Here is a 17,797-nt window from a genome sequence, read left to right on the forward strand (position 1 = left end):
TTTTCTATCTAGCCGTCATTCAGGTCCCGTTCAGTTAAAACTGCCCGAGGCAAGAAACGCTTCGACCTCGGACCGCGACGGCATTGACGGCGCGGTTCCCGGCCGGGTCACGGAAATGCCAGCCCCCGCACAACCAAAACGCACGGCAGCGACGGGGTCGGCGCCACGAGCGAGTTCGGCCGCAAAAGCCCCGTTGAATGCATCACCCGCACCTGTCGTCTCCACCACCGGGCCCGCAGCAGCGGCAGGTACATGCACGCAACGCGCGCGGTCGCGATAAAGCACCCCGTTTTCCCCAAGCGTGATAATCGCGGCACCGACACCCTGTTCAAGTAGCTGCCCGGCGGCGCGCTCGGCATCCGCGATGCTTCGTACAGCGATCCCGGTAATGCCCTCAGCCTCGGATTCATTCGGGGTGACGTAATCGCACAGTTGCAGCATCTCGGGAGCGATGGCCGCCGCTGGCGCCGGGTTCAGGATCGTTATCGCCCCGCCCGCCCGTGCGATCTCAAGGCCGCGACGGGCCGCCGCCATCGGCTGTTCAAGCTGGGTGAGGAAGATCGCTGCGCTGCTGATCGCCTCTGCCCGCGCCTCGACATCGCCGACCGATATCCGCCCGGCCGCCCCGGGCGCAATGATGATGGCGTTATTACCGGTCGCTTCCTCGATGAAGATATAGGCCGCGCCGGTATAGCTGTCCGCATCTTCCGTCACATCGGCAGTCACCCCGGCCTTGGCCCATGTCGCCCGCGCAATCTCGGCAAAGGCATCGCGGCCCAGCCTGGTGACAAAGCGCACATCCGCCCCGGCCATGGCGGCGGCAACCGACTGGTTCGATCCCTTGCCGCCGGGGCCGAGAACGAAACTGTTGCCGAGTATGGTTTCCCCGATTCTCGGCTGCCGCTCTGCCCGATAGGAGGTATCGGCGACGAAAACCCCAAGGATAACGATACTGTCTCTCATTCTTCCCCCGAAACGGTCGCGGCCCGCGTGGATATTCAGCCAAAGGTAATGAGAACCTGAATAGAAAAACACCCGATTTGCGCTATGCTGGGCATATTGTATTTCTACCGACCGCGAGCATGGAGGCACCATGAGATTGCTGCCCGCCGCTCTGCGCCGGGCATTGTTTTTTTTCGTCCTGGCGTTTTGCATCATCCCGAGTGCCAAGGCTGCCGAACGGCAGGCTCTAGTCGTGGGTATGGCCAGCTATGCCCATATCCCGCCCTTGCGGAACACCGTCCACGATGCGCAGGCCCTGTCAGAGACGCTTGAACGGATCGGGTTCGAGGTCACGACGCTGATCGACGCACCCAAGGCGGAACTGGCCGAAGCCCTGTCCGATTTCGCCTTCCGATCCGAGACAGCCGATCTGGCGCTCATCTACTTTGCCGGGCATGGCGTCGAGGTGCAGGGAGAGAACTTCCTGATCCCGGTGGATGCGGTGGTGAAGTCAAACCGGGATATTCAACAGCAGTCGATTTCGCTGACTGCCATGCTGTCGGCGGTCGATCATGCCCGCAAGATGCGGGTCGTGATCCTCGACAGTTGCCGCAACCGCCCCTTCGACGATCTGATTGAGACCGACGGCTCTTCGACTTCAGACAGCACATCAGGTGCGCGCGGTGCAGGGGGGCTTGCCCCCGCCGCACCGGATCGTGGCACGCTTGTCGCCTTTGCAGCGCGTGACGGGCAAGTCGCCCTTGATGGTGTTGGCGAAAACAGCCCCTTCGCGCAGGCTCTTGTCGACAATATCGCCGAGCCGGGGCTGGAAATCAGCCTGATGTTCCGGCAGGTGCGGGATGAGGTTTTGGCCCAGACCAACAACCTGCAAGAGCCGCATACCTATGGCTCGCTGCCGGGCATGCCCTACTACATCGCCGGTGAGCCCGATGCCCGGTCCGAACTCGCCGTGGATGATCTGCGCATCGCGTGGTCCGCACTCCGGGGCGAGCAGGCAGCGCAGCTTGAACGGCTGGCCGCGGATGGCGACACAAGGGCAATGATGGGACTGGCCTATATGCGCCTGAACCCGAATTCGGACAATTTCGCCCCGGCACAGGCGGCCGATCTGCTGGCGCGCGCGTCGGCGGCAGGTGCCCCAGAGGCGATGCACGAACTGGCCCGTCTCTATGAGGCTGGAACTGGTGTGGAACAGAATACGGCGAAGGCGCTGGCACTCTTTGAACAAGCCGCCGCCCTCGACTATGCGGACGCAATCAACGATCTTGGTTTTCTTCACTATCAGGGCGGTCTTGGTTTGCGCCGCGACCCCGCCAAGGCGCTGGAGTTCTTCGAACGCGCTGCCGAGCTGCGCCAGTCGCAGGCACTTTTCAACTATGCGGCCCTGATCGACGACGGGCTGGTCCCCGGAAAGGGGCCTGAAGCGGCAGCAGACTATCTCTATCAGGCGCTTAGGGGGGGCAGTTCCGACGTCCTCAACCTGCTGAGCGAGCAGCCCAAGATGTTCAAAGCCGGAACCCTGCGGGCGCTTCAGGCCGAACTCTCGGACCATGGATTTTACAGCGGTGCATTTGACGGCGATTTCGGCCCGGCCACACGGACCGCGATACGCGCGGCATACGGATTGATTGAATAACAGGAGGAAAGATCATGCAATGTGCAGATCTCCGACGGCAGATCGCTCCACGAACGGTTTTCGCGGGAGCGGCGATATTGTCGATTGCCCTGACCCCGGCCGCCACGATCGCGGCTCCGGGTACCAAAGCACAGCCCCAATTCGTTATACACAACAATCCCGTTGATCTTTCAGCACCGATCGTTCGGGTTCAAAGCAAGACGACCAGTTCGCAGCAAAGCACCGGCACCGGCGGGCGACAAACAAGGTCATCCCCGTCTTTGGGAGGTGGCGGTGGAGCATCTTTAAAGAGGTATATCTACCTCAACCCACGCGAGACGGATAAGATCTCGGATGCACTTGGCGGCGCTCTCAAAACCTGCAGCCCGGATTTCGTCGACCGCCGCTACCGGATCGACTGCATCCGATTTTACTTTCGCCAGATCGCCAGCGAACTGCCCAGGACCGGGGAATATGCCCCTGTGCGAGATGCCCTTACAACCGCCGCCGACAAGCTGGATGCGATCATCCGGCAAAACCTCGACCCCAACGCGCCAACAATTAGGCCCCGCCTGAATGGAAAATCCGCCGCGCCGCGCCTGCCACCGATCCGTGCCATAAGGCCAGAGTCCGAGGCACGCGCGATGAGAGCCGCGCAGGCGGTCATAGAGGAGGCCGAAACGGTCCTCCTGCGTTCAACGGAGAACTCGGATCGCCGAATGGCGCATTATCAGCAGATCGCAGCGGCAATTGACTCGACCAAGGTCTTGCTGCGCTCGACCTGAACATACGTAGCCCCGAAACGCCGCTTCGTTGATGGAAAGTTACAGAAGTGGTAAGATGAAACATATTTTTTAAGTGAGGAATTTGTCATGTCAAAGCGGAGTATGATCCTCTGCGCCGTTATTGCGCTTGCGGCCTGTGTGCCAGTGCCGCCCCCCCCGCCCGATCCGGAGCCCGCATCCGTACCGCCGCAGGCCAGCGCCTCCGCGCCAACGGCGGCGACGACATCTACGCAACCTGCGGCACCGGTCCCGTCGCCCAGCTACGCAGGCGGCGGCGGTGGTGGCGGTGGCGGTGGTGGCAGCGGTGGTGGGTGGAACTGACCATGGCCGCCAGTTGCAAGTCGAAACGTGCCGCGTTGAGCGGCCTTCTACCGGCATTCTCAAACCGGATCGGTTCCGGAATGGCCGCCATCGTTGTCGTCCTGTCCGCAGGCCATGCAACCGCCCAGTCAGATCAGACTTACGTAACGCTGGAACGCCCGGCCGAAGTCCTTGGAATGCCCGGGCTCAGCATAGACCTGACGACACCCGCAACACGTCGCTACGCTTTGGTCATCGGCAACGGTGCCTATCTCCATGCCCCGCCGTTGGCCAATGCGGTCGCCGATGCCAGACTGGTCGCCAGCGTATTGAAACAGAGCGGCTATATCGTCCAGGAATATGAGGATCTTGACCGGCGTGGTTTTGAGGCGGCACTCAGGCGCATGATCGCAGATACCGGCAAAGGGTCGGAAATCGTGATCTACTATGCCGGTCATGGTGTGCAGATCGGCAATTCAAACCGCCTGATCCCGGTCGATGCCGAGATCGACTCGATCTATGACCTGCCGTTTGAAACCGTGTCACTGTCCAGCCTCCTGTCCATTGCTGGGGCGCGGTCACGGTCGCTTGTGGTGATCCTCGACAGTTGCCGCGACAATCCCTTCCCCGATCGCGGGGCTATTGTCGGGTTGGACGCCATACCTCAGGAACTGAGAACCGGTTTCGCCGCCCAGGATTCCCCGGTCAATTCCCTCATAGTGTTTTCGACCTCGCCGGGCGCGGTCGCGCTTGATGGACAGGGGGCCAACAGTCCCTTCACCGAAGCCCTGTACAACGCGGCGATAGCGGCTCCGGACGCCCCACTCGACAGCCTTCTCAAGGATGTCCGCCGCAGGGTCTATTCGGTAACCGGTGGACGGCAGGTGCCGTGGGAAAGCTCGTCACTGGTTGAAACGGTATCCTTCGATTCTGATCCATCTACGCCGGGATTCCAGAATGTTCTGGCAGCGGATGCCGTCCCTGGAGCGGAAGCGACCGGAGCTTCGCTCGCGCTATCCCTGCCGCTTGACCGAAAGGTACGTGTCGGAACCGCGCTTCGCGATACGGCGGCCCAACCAATGGCTGCCATAACGGTGACCCGCCCGCCCCAATATGGCCGGTTGGAACTGACCAGCGGTGAAACCACCCGCGGACTGGTGCCCCTGACACAGATGACAGAAGGGGTGGAAAACCTCGTCTATTCCAACAGCCAACCAGAGCTTTCGGCTCTGGCGATGACCGTTCCGGCAATCACCGATGAATTCACCGTGGCGAGCGACGGCAAGGCACAGACAGTCCAGCTGACACTGAACGTCGACCCTTGTGACTATCAGGCGGGCGATCACCTTGACCCAGACGGCGTGGGCGTGGCCCGGTACCCGAATGAAATCGACGTCGACGCCGCACTGGCCGCTTGCGAGGCCGCTGTAGCGCGAGAGCCGACGAACGGCAGGTTCCACTACGAACTGGGAAGGGTTCACCTCGCGCTGCTCAATCTCGATGCCGCAGAGGCTGAATTCACCCTGGCACGCGAGTACGGTCATACCCGTGCCTGGCACGCACTCGGGATGCTGGTGATCGCGCGCGAGCAGATAACCGCAGGAGCCGCCCGCACCCGCGCGCCGGAAGAGGCACTGGCGCTTCTGGCAATGGGCGTCGATCAGGGCGATCCCTATGCCTATCACTCGCTCGGCCAGCAGCTTCTGGAACTGGCGGACGACCCGGCGCTGAAACGCCAGGGCTTCGACCTGCTCTCCCGGTCACTGGAGGTCGGGCATACTTTCTCGATGAACACGCTCGGCTACTATTTCCTGCAGGAAGGCACCGACCACTACGAGCCCGAACGCGGTCTGCGCTACGTTCAGGAAAGTGCCGCGCGCGGAGACATCTACGGCTATGACAACATGGGCTGGGTGATGCTCAACGGCGCGGGTGGTGTAGCGCGCGATCCGAAGGCGGCGCTCGACTGGTTCCAAAAAGCCAGCGAGGGCGGCCATCCGAGATCGCCGACCTCGATCGGCCGAATGTATTTCAATGGCGATCTTGGGGCACCGGACTTTGCCGAGGCGGTAAAATGGTACGATGAAGGCCTGAGCCGGGGCGATGCCTGGGGCGGGGCCAACGGCGCATGGGTGATTGCCCAGCAAACACCGGCAGGCCTGACTCTGGGCGATGCTGTTGCGCGGGCGGCAAAGGCGATGGTCTTGCGGGACGCCGAAGCGGCTGCCTCGGCTCAGCAGTTGATCGACAGGCTTCCTTCAAATGCGCTCGACATGGGGGCGCAGGTCATGATGCACGAGCTTGGCTCTGATATTGTGCCTGACGGCGCATTCGGACCGGCAAGCGAGGCGGCGCTCGCAGCACTCGGTGAGAAGTTCTCAACAACTTTCCCGGTGGACAGAAAGGAGCGGCTGAACGAACTCGCCCGGCTCTATTGGGCGGCAAATCCGTTCCCCGTCATCGTGTTCTGAACCTCAGGTCATCCCGCCCTGGCGAGCGTGACAGGCTCGGCGGGGCGGCCTTCAATCAGTTCCTCGATGATGAGGCCAAGAAGCTGGGGTCTGCTCGTTACGCCGGCCTTACGGTAGATCGCGTTCGTCTGAGCCTTGACCGTCCCCTCAGATGTTCGCCTCATATAAGCAATTTCATGTATCGACAGTCCCTTGATCGCAAACATGGCCACATCGGCCTCCGCCGGGGTCAACTCCCATTCACGGAACCGTTCATCGAGTAGATCGTGAAATGCACCCGAGGCGAGCCTCAGCTTCTCCTCCGCCTCAGCCCGGACGCGACCGGCCTGATAATATGCAATGCCGCCGAGAACGAGGCCGAGGACAAGGCCCACGGCGCCGCCAACTTCCAGAAGTTCATGCACGGACCACGGGATCGGATAGGGCTGCAGGTGGAATATGGACGAAACCAAGTCAGCGACAACGACAATCGCGCAGATCGCCTGCGCGACCAGAATAACAATGATGAAATGCCGTGCCGTCATACGGCCGCCTTCCTCTCAATCAGGCACGTCAGCCGCGCCAGCTTCGCTCTCTTCAGTGCTCCCCGCGAAAGCAGACGCGTCGTCGCCATTGTCCCAGTTCGCGGCATTGGGTTGTTTGACTGTGACCCCATCCACGCCGGACTTGGCAGGTCGTTCCATCAACGACGGCGCTACGGCGTCAGGCGTTCCGCCGGTCCGCGGAGCCACTTGCCAGACATCGCGCAGCACCTCGCCGGTCCGGCTATCGAGCACGATTTCGCGCATACCATCGGACCTGCCGGCGACGATCCGTATACGACCGAGCCAAGTTGAAGACGCCGTAATCCGGTCGTAACCCTGAGCCCGCAACTGATCCGACACGTTGCCCACAAGATCGGATGCACCCGCCGACAATGCGAGGGTGAACCAAAGCACCGTGCCAAACACGAACTTTGAACCTGACACAGGTCCGCCCTCCCGGTGACGGCGTACCCCTTACCGCGAATATCGCCGGGCCGGGGGGAGTCCGCAAGCTGCCGGACACGCCCCGAGGCGCGTCCGGCGGATATTCGCCTTAGCCAGCGGATCCGGCTTCGCCACCACTGGCACCTTCGCCACCACCTTCGCCTGGGCTGGCACCTTCGCCGCCGCCCGAGTGCTCGCCGCCGCCGGAACCCTCGCCACCACTGGGCCCTTCACCGCCGCCGGAAGCCTCGCCGCCAGCGCCGTTTTCGCTGCCGCCAGTCCCTTCGGTGATGATCGTTGTGCCTTCGGTTGATGATTCTGACGTGGTTGCCGCCGTGCCTTCACCCGTCGCGGCCGTTTCCACATGACCTTCTGCGTGGCTCATCCCACCGGCAAATGCCAATGCCGCAGCAAGAAGTACGGAGTATTTCATTTCGGTTGTCCTTTGCTCTGAGGCCGGTGCCGACATTGGCCGACCCGGCTTGGCGCCGCGACATGCGGCCCGCCTCACACAAAGCGGCTTCTTCCCACACTGGCCATGTTTCGGAGGTTTATGCGCCGATCTTTGCCAAGCCGCATCGCGGATAAACGTCCGTTTACGGCACTTTTGTTAGGACCGAAGGACTTGGCGTCGGGCGGAAAGACGCCGAGGTCACCACTCTGCCTCGGCCCCTCAGTGTCATCAGCTGAAAGTTTATATCTAAATCCGGGTTCCCACCGGTTTCGGTCAGTTCACCAATTGAATGGCTGGTCCTGATTCAATGTGATGCAGGCTTTCCGGCATCTTGGGAATCATGTTGTCGTCCATCAAGTCTTCAATGAAGAGTGACAACAGTTGCGGCCGTCCGGAGACACCAGATTTGCGATAGATCGCATTGGTCTGGGCCTTGATCGTCCCCTCGGCGGTCCCTCGCAACGCAGCGATTTCCTGCATGGACAGACCCTTGATCGAAAACAGCGCCACATCGCGTTCGGCCGACGTCAGGCCCCAGTCGCTGAAGCGGGACTGCATGAGTTCCATGAACGCACCGGAAACCTGTCGCAATTGTTCTTCGGCCCGCTTCTGTCGGCGCAGGCCCCGTGCCAGAAGAATGATCCCCACTAAAGCGCCGCAGACCAGACCAAGCACCGCGCCGATCTCAAGTAATTCGCGCAGTTCCCAGCTCATCGGACGATGTTGAATGCCGAGGGCGCGAAGAAGTGTCTCACCAACCAGGAGTGAGGCGCAGAACACCTGAACGACCAGCAACAGCGATAGTGCAATCAGATCACGCTTGGAGCGGCGCATCACGACCTCCCCCTCACGCTGTCAAGGCGGCGGCGATCCTTACCCATCGGCGTTACCTTTGTCAGGTTTGCCTTTGGATTTGCCGTTGCTGGATTCTTTGTTGGATTCCTTCGAGGATTCTCCGCTCCCGGATTCCCCGCTTCCGGTCCCGCCGCTACCGGTCTCGCCGCCCCCGGTCTCACCGCCTCCGGTCTCACCGCCTCCGGTTTCCCCACCAGCGGAACCGCCGCTGCCGGCACCTCCACCAGATCCATTGGATTCTGCCGATTTCTCGTCGCGCGACGACGCACTTTCCGAATAATCGCGCAGAACTTCGCCCGAGGTCGGGTCTACAACGACCTCCCGGATCGTCTTGCCCTTCTGCGCTTTGAACCTGACACGGCCAAGCCACGTTCGCTTGCGATATGTGATGCGGTATCCCTCGCGGAGCAGCCTGGCGGCGACATCGTCGTCAAAGGACAGGGCCAAAGATGAGCCGGCTGTCGCCACTAGGCAAGCACCAGCAAGGAGGAAACCGCGTCTCGTCATATTCGCACTACACACCGCCCCCACGCGGGATGGTGTACAAACTCTTGCTATATCACAAGAATTTTCGGAATTTTGCGAGTTTTGGTTGCGCGTTCGTCAACGATCCTCGGATTCGCCAAAGATCTCTTCCGAAATCACCGTTATTCCGTCTTCTTCGAAATGCCGTTCCACGCCGATTCCGCGCCGGTCAATCTGCTCCATCACGCAGGCGCCATCGGCGTTGAACACGCGGCAGACATAGCCATCATCGCTTTTTGCGTCGATAAGCAGCATGTCGCTGTTCCAACGGACATCCACCTGGGCATAGCCGCTGGCGGTCAGTGCGCTCAACTGATCGCGGACGAGCTGCCCGAGATTCGCGGCCGGACGCAGGATGGTCACCTTTTCAAACGGCGAAGCAGTAATATCGGTCATATGGATCATTTGTCTTTTCCTTCTCAACTTTGCACTGGTAAGCGACGCTCATTCTGCACCCGCATCTTCGGCGCGGCCCACGTCCCGAATTGATCCGCAACTGCCCGGAAAACGCCATAAACCGACGGGAGACGGCCATAAACCGTAGTTTAGGGACCCCAAAAAATGGGAGATTACGGCATCAATGTGATGCAGAGGTCTTTTTTGCTTCCGAAATGGAGACGATAAGTCGTTTTAAGAACAATGCGTTAGCAAGAAATGCAGTGCACACGCCGTTTCGGAAAGTTCCAGACAGCCACTCGATCGCACCAGGCGAATCGCCTAGCGCTAGAGTTCGGCACGGATCTTGGAAGCTCTCAGGTGCGGATATCGAAGCCTAGATGCTTGGCCACGGCGAAGATATCCTTGTCGCCCCGACCGCACATGTTCATCACAATGATATGGTCTTTCGGCAGGGTCGGCGCGATCTTCATCACATGGGCAAGTGCGTGGCTGGGTTCCAGTGCCGGGATGATGCCTTCCAGTGCGCAGGACAGTTGGAACGCCTCAAGCGCCTCCTTGTCGGTGATCGACACATATTTTGCGCGGCCCGTCTCATGCAGCCAGGAATGCTCCGGTCCGATGCCGGGATAGTCGAGCCCTGCCGAGATTGAGAAGCCTTCGAGGATCTGGCCGTCGTCGTCCTGCAACAGATAGGTCCGGTTGCCATGCAGCACGCCCGGACGCCCGCCGGTGAGCGAAGCGCAATGCTCCATGCGGTCGTCAACACCCTTGCCACCAGCTTCGACGCCGATGATGTTGACCGACGGATCGTCGAGGAACGGGTAGAAGAGGCCCATGGCGTTCGACCCGCCGCCGATCGCGGCGATGACGGTATCCGGCAGGCGGCCTTCGCCCTCCTGCTCGGCCAGTTGCCAGCGCACCTCCTTGCCGATGATCGACTGGAAATCGCGCACCATGGCCGGATAGGGATGCGGCCCCGCCACCGTGCCGATGCAATAGAACGTGTCGCGTACATTGGTGACCCAGTCGCGCAGCGCATCGTTCATCGCGTCCTTGAGCGTGCCGCGGCCCGAGGTGACCGGCACCACCTCGGCCCCCAGCAGCCGCATGCGGAAGACGTTCGGCGCCTGCCGCTCTACGTCATGAGCACCCATATAGACGATGCACTTCAGGCCGAACTTGGCGCAGACCGTCGCAGTGGCCACGCCGTGCTGGCCCGCGCCAGTCTCGGCGATTATCCGTATCTTGCCCATGCGGCGTGCGAGGATGATCTGCCCCAGCACGTTGTTGATCTTGTGCGCGCCGGTATGATTCAACTCGTCGCGCTTCATATAGACCTTTGCGCCGCCGAGATGCTCGGTCAGGCGTTCGGCGAAATACAAGGGCGAGGGACGGCCCACATAGTGTTTCCAGAGCCAGTCCATCTCGGCCCAGAAACTGTCGTCGGTCTTGGCCTTCTCATATTCCGCTTCCAGATCGAGGATCAGCGGCATCAGCGTCTCGCTGACGAAGCGCCCACCAAAGATACCAAACCGGCCCTGCTCATCCGGACCCGTCATGAAGCTGTTGAGTTGATCATTGGCCATGTGTCTGCCCTCTCCTGACAGGCCCGGGCTTAGCGCGGCTGGGGCGGCGCGTAAAGATGCCGGAACGCCAGTCAGCAATCCGACATGCATTTATGATAGGATAAGGCCATTGGTTCATTGATTACCGGAGACCGCCATGGCCCGTCGCGGCGTCAGCTTTGCCAGCTTCAACCTCTACAACCTCAACGAACCCGGCCTCGCCGTCTATAAGGACACCGATGGCTGGGATCAGGATGCCTATGACCGCAAGATCGCCTGGACCGCAGTGATGCTGAGGATCATGAAGGCCGATGTCTTCGGCTTTCAGGAGTTGTGGCATGCCGACAGCCTGTCGGCCGCATTGGCCACAGCCGGGCTCGACGGGGAATACACCGCCATCGCACCGCCAGGACATGCGGGGCAAAAGATCGTCTGCGCCGCCGCCGTGCGCTCGGCGATACTGACCGGCACGCCCCGCTGGATCGAAAACTTTCCCCCCGACTTCATCCTGAAAAGCGGCGGCGATGACAGCCAGACCGGGGATATCGAAGTGCTGATCGACGCCTTTTCACGTCCTGTTCTGCGCCTGACGATCCAGCCGCATTCCAACGCGCCTGAGGTCGTGGTTTTCGTCTGTCATTTCAAATCCAAGGGGCCGACCCAGATCTTCCGCGAATCCTGGTACGACAAGGATGTTCATGGCCGCCATTCCGAGGCGATCGGTGGCGCGCTGTCGACCATCCGCCGCACGGCCGAGGCGATGGCGCTGAGGATGATCCTGACCGAAGAGATGAAGAACACCGACACACCAGTCGTGGTGATCGGTGATTGCAATGACGGCCAGCATTCCAACACCCAGAACATTCTGACCGGCCAGCCGCGCTTCCTTACCACTTTGTCGAAAGGCGGAGGCGACAACGACCTATACTCGGCACAGACGCTGCAGCAGTACCGCAGCGAACGAGATGTCTATTACACCCATCTCTATCAGGACATGCGCGAGTCGCTGGACCACATTCTTGTCAGCCAGGAATTCTACGACAACTCAAAGAAGCGGATCTGGGCCTTCGACGGGTTGGAGATCGCGAACGATCACCTGAACATTGACGACCACAAGGAAACCGGCACCGGCGATCACGGTGTTGTGCGCGCGCGGTTCGTCTACAAGCCCGCCGCCGATGCGGTTGTCTGATCTTCAGTCGAGACGGCGCTTGAACCCGGTATGCGATGGCGTGAATCCCAGACGCTCGTAAAAATGCCTTGCGTCGTGCCGGTCGGCATTCATCGTCAGTTGCATGAGCCCGCAATCCGCGGCACGGGCGCGGGCCTCGGCATCGGCGAACATCACTTGCCCGATCCCCTGCCCTCGCAGGTCGACAGCAACGCGGACGCTTTCCACCTGCGCCCGTCGCGTGGCGCGCAGCGACAGGCCGGTGATGAAGGTGAGCTGATAGGTTGCCACGATCCGACCGTCGTCCTCGCCGACAATAACCGTATTGCCGCCTTCGGTCGCTATTGCATCGAAGGCGGAATAATAATCATCGAGTGACGCACCTTCGCGCTCCGCACCAAGCGCATCGTCCCTGAGAAGCGCCACGATCGCTGGAACGTCGTCACGCCGCGCCTCGCGGAACCGGATCATACGGACACCGCTCTTTTTGCCGCGGCGATGAAGGCACGGATCAGATCGGCGTCCTTCACGCCCGGCGCGCTTTCGACACCAGACGACACATCGACCTGTCGCGCCCCGGTCAGGCGGATCGCCTCGGCAACATTGTCGGGCGTCAAGCCGCCTGCCAGCATCCACGGGCAGGGCCAGTATTTCTTCGCGACCAGTCGCCAATCAAAAGCAAGGCCGTTACCGCCGGGCAGGGCCGCGCCCTTGGGCGGTTTCGCATCGACCAGAAGCTGGTCGGCGACCTTGCCATAGGTTTCGATGGCCTTCAGGTCACCGGCTTCCGCCACGCCCACGGCTTTCATCACCGGCAATCCATAGCGGGCCCGGACCTCGGCAACCTGTTCGGGGCTTTCCGCGCCGTGCAACTGCAACATATCGAGTGGCACGGCAGACGTGATCGCATCCAGCTCGGCATCGGTCGCGTTCACCGTCAGAGCCACCTTGGCCACACCGGGCGGCACCATGAGCGCGAGCCGTGCAGCCGTAGGGATCTCAACATGCCGGGGAGATTTCGGGAAAAAGACCAGACCGATATAGGCTGCGCCGTTGTCAACGGCGGCCTCGATATGGGCGGGCTCTTTCAGCCCGCAGATTTTCACGCGGATATCCAAATAACCCCTCCGGGGAACCGGTCAGCCCGCCTTGCGACCCTCAAGCAGCGCCAGAACATCGTCCTCTGCCTCGGGCTTTTCCGCCTTGAGTCGACTGACTTCCTTTTCCAGACGCCCGGCCTCACGCTTGTGCTGGCTGGCGGCGGCGCGGTGTTTCGCCTCACGGAACCATTCCCAGACGAAGCCGATCCCAAGACCCGCGACAATCCCGGCAAAGATCGCGAGGAAGAGCGGCACCTCAAGCGACCACCCGATGCCGAGGAACTGGTCCAGTTCCTCAGGCAGCAGCCGCAAAGTCACCAGACCACGATTGGCCGAGGCAACGGCAATCAGGGCAATCCCGAGGAGGGCGAGAAAGAGAAGGCGAAGCATGCGCAACATGCGCGATCCTTACCCCCCGTTGAGACGGTCCCGCAAGAGCTTTCCGGTCTTGAAGAAGGGAACATGCTTTTCCTCGACCTCGACAGATTCACCCGTGCGGGGATTTCGACCGGTTCGGGCATCGCGCTTCTTAACCGAAAACGCCCCGAAACCGCGCAGTTCGACCCGATCGCCACGCGCCAGTGCCTCGATGATCTCTTCAAAGATCGTATTCACGATCCGCTCGACGTCACGCTGAAAAAGATGCGGATTCTCTTCGGCGATCTTCTGGATCAATTCGGACCGGATCATTCACAACCCCCCTTGTCGGCCATCTTACCGGCAGCCGCAGATTTTCTTTGCTCGAACTATAGGCGCAATCTGCTCGCCGACAAACAGGAAAGCCCTTGGAAAAGCGAGGACTTCCGTCGTCTTTGTGCTTTGAAAAGCCGGGAATCGACGTCGGACCCGACACTGCGGCGCAGCATTCTGGCCCGAGAGGACGCAAGCGGGGTCAGTCAGGGGGAGTTGATCCAACCGATTCGTTTCCGAAACGGAAACGGCCCCGCCGATGGCGGGGCCGTTCTGGTTGTCATGCTGTCAGGCTTACTTGTCGCCCGAACCCTTGAGTGCCGCGCCAAGGATATCGCCGAGCGAAGCGCCCGAGTCGGACGAACCGTATTGTTCCACGGCTTCCTTCTCTTCGGCGATCTCGCGCGCCTTGATCGACAGGCCCAGACGACGGGTCTTGCTGTCCACATTGGTCACGCGGGCGTCGACATGGTCGCCGACCTGGAAACGCTCGGGGCGCTGGTCGGCACGGTCGCGGGCGAGGTCCGAACGGCGGATGAAGGATTTCATGCCGTTGTACTCGACCTCGATGCCGCCGTCTTCGATCGCGGTGACGGTCGTGGTGATGACCGAGCCCCGCTTCACACCGTCAACCGCATCCGAGAACGTGTCTTCGCCGAGTGCCTTGACGGAAAGCGAGATACGCTCCTTTTCGACATCCACTTCGGTGACAGCGGCCTTGACCACGTCGCCCTTGCGGTAGTTCTGGATCGCATCCTCGCCACGCTGTTCCCAGCTGAGATCGGAGAGGTGAACCATGCCGTCGATGTCGTTCTCGAGACCGATGAACAAACCGAATTCGGTGATGTTCTTGACTTCGCCCTCGATCTCGGTGCCCACAGGATGGGTTTCCGAGAAAACTTCCCACGGGTTGCGCATCGTCTGCTTGAGGCCGAGCGAAACGCGGCGTTTCGCGGTGTCGATCTCCAGCACCATGACGTCCACTTCCTGCGAGGTGGAGACGATCTTGCCCGGATGGACGTTCTTCTTGGTCCAGGACATTTCGGAGACGTGGACGAGGCCCTCGACACCCGCTTCCAGTTCGACGAACGCACCGTAGTCGGTAATGTTCGTGACCCGGCCCTTGTGGACGGAGTTCAGCGCGAACTTCTCTTCGACCGAATCCCACGGATCGGACTGAAGCTGCTTCATGCCGAGCGAGATACGGTGGGTTTCCTTGTTGATCTTGATGACCTGAACCTTCACGGTCTCGCCGATCGACAGGATCTCGTTCGGGTGGTTCACGCGGCGCCATGCCATGTCGGTGACGTGGAGAAGGCCGTCAACACCGCCAAGGTCAACGAACGCACCGTATTCGGTGATGTTCTTGACCACGCCGTCGACCGTCTGGCCTTCGGTGAGGTTGCCGATGACTTCCGCACGTTGTTCGGCGCGGCTCTCCTCGAGGATCGCGCGGCGCGACACAACGATGTTGCCCCGGCGGCGGTCCATCTTGAGAATCTGGAACGGCTGCTTCATGCCCATAAGCGGGCCTGCATCGCGCACCGGACGGACATCGACCTGCGAACCGGGAAGGAACGCAACCGCGCCACCCAGATCGACGGTGAAGCCACCCTTGACGCGGCCGAAGATAGCGCCATCGACGCGCTCTTCTGCGGCATAGGCCTTTTCGAGACGGTCCCACGCCTCTTCGCGGCGGGCTTTCTCACGGCTGAGGACAGCCTCGCCGCGCACGTTCTCGACCCGGTCGAGATAAACCTCAACCTCATCGCCGACGGCGATTTCGGCTTGCTCTCCGGGATTTGCGAATTCTTTCAGATCGACGCGGCCTTCCATCTTGTAGCCGACATCGATGATGGCCTGGCCCGCCTCGATGGCGATGACCTTGCCTTTGACGACCGAACCCTCTTCGGGGGTGTCAATTTCGAAGCTTTCTTTAAGGAGGGCTTCGAATTCCTCCATGGTCGCTTTAGCGCACATGCGTGTTCAGTTCCTTTTCATCACGTTTTCTGGCCATGCGGTTGGCTCCGCCGGTCTTTGGTTTCGCGTCCTTCGGGCAGGCCCCGGACAAAGACAAAGGGCCGCAGCTTACGCCCGACCCTGCTCTATCCGTTTTTCTATGGCTTCAATCGCCTTATGGACGGCTGCGTCTATAGAGAGTTCCGTCGTATCTAGCAAGACCGCATCGTCGGCGGGTTTCAACGGCGCTGTGGTCCGTTCCGCATCCCGCTTGTCCCGCTCGATCACCTCGACCAGAACCTTGGCCTCGTCGCCACCCACTTCCAGCCAGCGTCGGTGGGCGCGCACCTTGGGGCTTGCCGTAACGAACAGTTTCACCTCCGCCTCAGGGCAGATCACCGTTCCGATGTCGCGCCCGTCAAGGACCGCACCGCCCTCGCGGCGCGCGAAGCTGCGCTGGAATTCGACCAGCGCGGCCCTCACTTCGGGGATGACGGCAACCCGGCTGGCCGCCTGCCCGGCCTCCAATGTTCTCAGATCATCGCGGGTCAGGTCGGCTTCGTTCAGGCGGCGTGCGGCCTCCACCGGATCGCCGCCCTTTGCGCCAACGGCGCGATAGAGCAGCCCGGTATCGAGATGGGCGAAGCCGAAATGCGCCGCAACTGCGCGGCTGATCGTGCCCTTGCCCGCCGCCGCCGGTCCGTCGATTGCCACTGTAAAGATCATGCGTCGACTCCTCCGGGACTCTGACTAGGCCAAAGTATCGGCAAGCTCAATTCGGCACTATTGACAGTATTAATGTCATTTTGACAATGTACATGTCATGAAGGATCTATACACAATCATCTGGCAGACCCGGCCCCTGCTTCAGCAAATTGAAACTGCCGTTGCCGCGGGCCTCGATGGCACTGGCCTGACGGTAAGAATGCGTGCAGTGCTTGAGATCCTCTTTTCCGACGGACCAATGACCGTGCCCGCATTGGCGCGCCGCCTGTCGATCCAGCGCCAATATGTCCAGCTCATGGTCAACGAGACAGAGGCGGCGGGATTCACCGCGCGTCACGCGAACCCGGCCCACAAGGCATCACATCTGGTGAACCTGACCGAGGCGGGTCGCGACGCCATTGGCAAGGCCCTGACCCGTGAAGCGACAATTGTCGAAAGAATCGCACTGCAGTTCGACCCCAACGACATCGCCGCAGCGAAGCGGGTAAGCGAAGGGCTGATTTCGGCATTCCGGCAGATCAACGGGGAAGAACCGGCATGATACTCGCAGTTTCGCTCGCCGCCCTTGCTGTCTTCCTCTGGCTCGCCATCACACTCTGGCGCTTCGTCCGGATCAGCCGCGCCGAACATATCGGTGACCGGCGTAAGGGAACCGCCCTGCTGCTGATCGACCTGCAGAAGGATTTCCTCGACAATGGCCCCTATCCGCCCGCGCAACGCGCCCAGGCCCTGGACGCGGTATCCCGGGCTGCGGTTCAGGCGCGAGGCAACGGATGGCCGGTGATCGCGGTCCGGCAGACGGTGCGCAGCCGGTCCCTGCGGCTGCTTGCGCGGCTCGCCCTCGGCGGCAAAGGGATGGACGGCACAGCCGGCAGCGATCTTGTGCCGGAGGCTGCCGCCCTGTCGGACCATGTTCTGAGCAAGGAGGTGCAGGATGCATTTGCATCCGGCGAACTCGACCGCCTGCTTGCACAACATGATGTCGCGCATTTGCGGATCGCCGGTCTGGACGGTGAGCACTGCGTTCGCGTCACATGTCTGGCGGCAATACAGCGTGGATATAACGTGACCCTGCTTTCCGACGCGATCCTGACCGCGCGCGACACTGGCTGGGACAAGGCCGCGCGGCAGGCCCAGATGCAGGGCGTGACCGTCGGAACCGTTGCTACGCTCTGCTGAAGCTCTGCTAAAGCCCTTACCGTCGCCTGCTGCCTGCCGCGCTACTTCCGGTCTGACCAACAGACCGGAGAC

At 61.2% G+C, this 17,797-nt stretch carries 21 protein-coding genes; 6 read left to right on the forward strand and 15 right to left on the reverse strand.

Features of this window, described 5'->3' with window-relative positions; all coding sequences use genetic code 11:
• Positions 1 to 30 precede the first annotated feature (30 nt).
• A complete protein-coding gene (locus tag QKW60_RS19365; protein WP_282371145.1) occupies positions 31 to 963 on the reverse strand; it encodes a ribokinase in 933 nt (310 codons plus the stop codon).
• A 130-nt stretch (positions 964 to 1,093) separates the two neighbouring features.
• Here QKW60_RS19365 and QKW60_RS19370 point away from each other — a divergent pair, with 130 nt between their 5' ends.
• On the forward strand, positions 1,094 to 2,599 hold the full coding sequence (locus tag QKW60_RS19370) for a caspase family protein (protein ID WP_282371147.1): 1,506 nt from the start codon (positions 1,094 to 1,096) through the stop codon (positions 2,597 to 2,599).
• A gap of 77 nt (positions 2,600 to 2,676) precedes the next feature.
• Positions 2,677 to 3,363: a hypothetical protein gene (locus QKW60_RS19375; RefSeq protein WP_282371148.1), complete on the forward strand. Its 687-nt coding sequence runs from the start codon at positions 2,677 to 2,679 to the stop codon at positions 3,361 to 3,363.
• Positions 3,364 to 3,589: 226 nt separating this feature from the next.
• Here the strand turns inward: QKW60_RS19375 and QKW60_RS19380 are convergent, their stop codons facing one another.
• Positions 3,590 to 3,775: a hypothetical protein gene (locus QKW60_RS19380; RefSeq protein ID WP_282371163.1), complete on the reverse strand. Its 186-nt coding sequence runs from the start codon at positions 3,773 to 3,775 to the stop codon at positions 3,590 to 3,592.
• On the opposite strand from QKW60_RS19380, the gene QKW60_RS19385 reads away from it, so the two are divergent.
• Entirely contained in the window at positions 3,765 to 6,134 is a 2,370-nt protein-coding gene (locus tag QKW60_RS19385) for a caspase family protein (RefSeq protein ID WP_282371165.1), read from the forward strand. The genes QKW60_RS19380 and QKW60_RS19385 overlap by 11 nt on opposite strands.
• 8 nt (positions 6,135 to 6,142) lie before the next feature.
• Here QKW60_RS19385 and QKW60_RS19390 read toward each other — a convergent pair whose 3' ends face one another.
• From QKW60_RS19390 to trpB, 7 genes are all read right to left on the reverse strand, one after another.
• Positions 6,143 to 6,658, reverse strand: a complete 516-nt coding sequence (locus tag QKW60_RS19390) for a helix-turn-helix transcriptional regulator (RefSeq protein ID WP_282371166.1) — start codon at positions 6,656 to 6,658, stop codon at positions 6,143 to 6,145.
• 15 nt (positions 6,659 to 6,673) lie between these two features.
• On the reverse strand, positions 6,674 to 7,102 hold the full coding sequence (locus QKW60_RS19395; protein WP_282371168.1) for a hypothetical protein: 429 nt from the start codon (positions 7,100 to 7,102) through the stop codon (positions 6,674 to 6,676).
• A gap of 109 nt (positions 7,103 to 7,211) precedes the next feature.
• Positions 7,212 to 7,535 carry a hypothetical protein gene (locus tag QKW60_RS19400; protein ID WP_282371169.1) on the reverse strand — a complete coding sequence of 108 codons (324 nt, stop codon included), beginning with the start codon at positions 7,533 to 7,535 and terminating at the stop codon, positions 7,212 to 7,214.
• A 294-nt stretch (positions 7,536 to 7,829) separates the two neighbouring features.
• Positions 7,830 to 8,390, reverse strand: coding sequence for a helix-turn-helix transcriptional regulator (locus tag QKW60_RS19405; protein WP_282371170.1), 561 nt, complete (start codon positions 8,388 to 8,390; stop codon positions 7,830 to 7,832).
• A 39-nt stretch (positions 8,391 to 8,429) separates the two neighbouring features.
• The gene (locus QKW60_RS19410) at positions 8,430 to 8,879 is read right to left on the reverse strand and encodes a hypothetical protein (RefSeq protein ID WP_282371171.1); all 450 of its coding nucleotides are present in this window, start codon (positions 8,877 to 8,879) and stop codon (positions 8,430 to 8,432) included.
• A 135-nt stretch (positions 8,880 to 9,014) separates the two neighbouring features.
• The gene (locus QKW60_RS19415; RefSeq protein ID WP_282371172.1) at positions 9,015 to 9,341 is read right to left on the reverse strand and encodes a hypothetical protein; all 327 of its coding nucleotides are present in this window, start codon (positions 9,339 to 9,341) and stop codon (positions 9,015 to 9,017) included.
• Between the two features lie 347 nt (positions 9,342 to 9,688).
• Positions 9,689 to 10,921: a tryptophan synthase subunit beta gene (trpB, locus tag QKW60_RS19420; RefSeq protein ID WP_282371173.1), complete on the reverse strand. Its 1,233-nt coding sequence runs from the start codon at positions 10,919 to 10,921 to the stop codon at positions 9,689 to 9,691.
• Between the two features lie 136 nt (positions 10,922 to 11,057).
• Between trpB and QKW60_RS19425 the strand changes: the two genes are divergently transcribed.
• Entirely contained in the window at positions 11,058 to 12,092 is a 1,035-nt protein-coding gene (locus tag QKW60_RS19425; RefSeq protein ID WP_282371174.1) for an endonuclease/exonuclease/phosphatase family protein, read from the forward strand.
• Positions 12,093 to 12,095: 3 nt separating this feature from the next.
• Here the strand turns inward: QKW60_RS19425 and QKW60_RS19430 are convergent, their stop codons facing one another.
• From QKW60_RS19430 to QKW60_RS19455, 6 genes are all read right to left on the reverse strand, one after another.
• The gene (locus QKW60_RS19430; protein ID WP_282371175.1) at positions 12,096 to 12,542 is read right to left on the reverse strand and encodes a GNAT family N-acetyltransferase; all 447 of its coding nucleotides are present in this window, start codon (positions 12,540 to 12,542) and stop codon (positions 12,096 to 12,098) included.
• Positions 12,539 to 13,189 carry a phosphoribosylanthranilate isomerase gene (locus QKW60_RS19435; protein WP_282371177.1) on the reverse strand — a complete coding sequence of 217 codons (651 nt, stop codon included), beginning with the start codon at positions 13,187 to 13,189 and terminating at the stop codon, positions 12,539 to 12,541. The genes QKW60_RS19430 and QKW60_RS19435 overlap by 4 nt, the downstream gene beginning before the upstream one ends.
• Before the next feature lie 21 nt (positions 13,190 to 13,210).
• On the reverse strand, positions 13,211 to 13,570 hold the full coding sequence (locus tag QKW60_RS19440; RefSeq protein WP_336619177.1) for a LapA family protein: 360 nt from the start codon (positions 13,568 to 13,570) through the stop codon (positions 13,211 to 13,213).
• 9 nt (positions 13,571 to 13,579) lie between these two features.
• Positions 13,580 to 13,861, reverse strand: coding sequence for an integration host factor subunit beta (gene ihfB / locus QKW60_RS19445; protein ID WP_282371178.1), 282 nt, complete (start codon positions 13,859 to 13,861; stop codon positions 13,580 to 13,582).
• 294 nt (positions 13,862 to 14,155) lie between these two features.
• A complete protein-coding gene (rpsA, locus tag QKW60_RS19450; protein WP_282371180.1) occupies positions 14,156 to 15,841 on the reverse strand; it encodes a 30S ribosomal protein S1 in 1,686 nt (561 codons plus the stop codon).
• A gap of 108 nt (positions 15,842 to 15,949) precedes the next feature.
• Positions 15,950 to 16,546, reverse strand: a complete 597-nt coding sequence (locus tag QKW60_RS19455; protein WP_282371182.1) for a (d)CMP kinase — start codon at positions 16,544 to 16,546, stop codon at positions 15,950 to 15,952.
• A 97-nt stretch (positions 16,547 to 16,643) separates the two neighbouring features.
• Here QKW60_RS19455 and QKW60_RS19460 point away from each other — a divergent pair, with 97 nt between their 5' ends.
• The gene (locus QKW60_RS19460) at positions 16,644 to 17,087 is read left to right on the forward strand and encodes a MarR family winged helix-turn-helix transcriptional regulator (protein ID WP_282371185.1); all 444 of its coding nucleotides are present in this window, start codon (positions 16,644 to 16,646) and stop codon (positions 17,085 to 17,087) included.
• The gene (locus QKW60_RS19465; RefSeq protein WP_282371187.1) at positions 17,084 to 17,725 is read left to right on the forward strand and encodes a cysteine hydrolase family protein; all 642 of its coding nucleotides are present in this window, start codon (positions 17,084 to 17,086) and stop codon (positions 17,723 to 17,725) included. Before QKW60_RS19460 ends, QKW60_RS19465 begins: the two co-directional genes overlap by 4 nt.
• The last annotated feature ends 72 nt before the right edge of the window (positions 17,726 to 17,797 follow it).

It is taken from the genome of Albidovulum aestuarii, from assembly GCF_029961185.1.
Taxonomy (GTDB): Bacteria; Pseudomonadota; Alphaproteobacteria; order Rhodobacterales; family Rhodobacteraceae; genus Albidovulum; species Albidovulum aestuarii.

Coding starts and splice junctions, on each gene's coding strand:
- QKW60_RS19365 (WP_282371145.1), bottom strand. CDS start 963: ATGAGAGACAGTATCGTTATCCTTGGGGTTTTCGTCGCCGATACCTCC.
- QKW60_RS19370 (WP_282371147.1), top strand. CDS start 1,094: ATGAGATTGCTGCCCGCCGCTCTGCGCCGGGCATTGTTTTTTTTCGTC.
- QKW60_RS19385 (WP_282371165.1), top strand. CDS start 3,765: ATGGCCGCCATCGTTGTCGTCCTGTCCGCAGGCCATGCAACCGCCCAG.
- QKW60_RS19380 (WP_282371163.1), bottom strand. CDS start 3,775: ATGGCGGCCATTCCGGAACCGATCCGGTTTGAGAATGCCGGTAGAAGG.
- QKW60_RS19390 (WP_282371166.1), bottom strand. CDS start 6,658: ATGACGGCACGGCATTTCATCATTGTTATTCTGGTCGCGCAGGCGATC.
- QKW60_RS19400 (WP_282371169.1), bottom strand. CDS start 7,535: ATGAAATACTCCGTACTTCTTGCTGCGGCATTGGCATTTGCCGGTGGG.
- QKW60_RS19405 (WP_282371170.1), bottom strand. CDS start 8,390: ATGCGCCGCTCCAAGCGTGATCTGATTGCACTATCGCTGTTGCTGGTC.
- QKW60_RS19415 (WP_282371172.1), bottom strand. CDS start 9,341: ATGATCCATATGACCGATATTACTGCTTCGCCGTTTGAAAAGGTGACC.
- trpB (WP_282371173.1), bottom strand. CDS start 10,921: ATGGCCAATGATCAACTCAACAGCTTCATGACGGGTCCGGATGAGCAG.
- QKW60_RS19425 (WP_282371174.1), top strand. CDS start 11,058: ATGGCCCGTCGCGGCGTCAGCTTTGCCAGCTTCAACCTCTACAACCTC.
- QKW60_RS19430 (WP_282371175.1), bottom strand. CDS start 12,542: ATGATCCGGTTCCGCGAGGCGCGGCGTGACGACGTTCCAGCGATCGTG.
- QKW60_RS19440 (WP_336619177.1), bottom strand. CDS start 13,570: ATGTTGCGCATGCTTCGCCTTCTCTTTCTCGCCCTCCTCGGGATTGCC.
- ihfB (WP_282371178.1), bottom strand. CDS start 13,861: ATGATCCGGTCCGAATTGATCCAGAAGATCGCCGAAGAGAATCCGCAT.
- rpsA (WP_282371180.1), bottom strand. CDS start 15,841: ATGTGCGCTAAAGCGACCATGGAGGAATTCGAAGCCCTCCTTAAAGAA.
- QKW60_RS19455 (WP_282371182.1), bottom strand. CDS start 16,546: ATGATCTTTACAGTGGCAATCGACGGACCGGCGGCGGCGGGCAAGGGC.
- QKW60_RS19460 (WP_282371185.1), top strand. CDS start 16,644: ATGAAGGATCTATACACAATCATCTGGCAGACCCGGCCCCTGCTTCAG.
- QKW60_RS19465 (WP_282371187.1), top strand. CDS start 17,084: ATGATACTCGCAGTTTCGCTCGCCGCCCTTGCTGTCTTCCTCTGGCTC.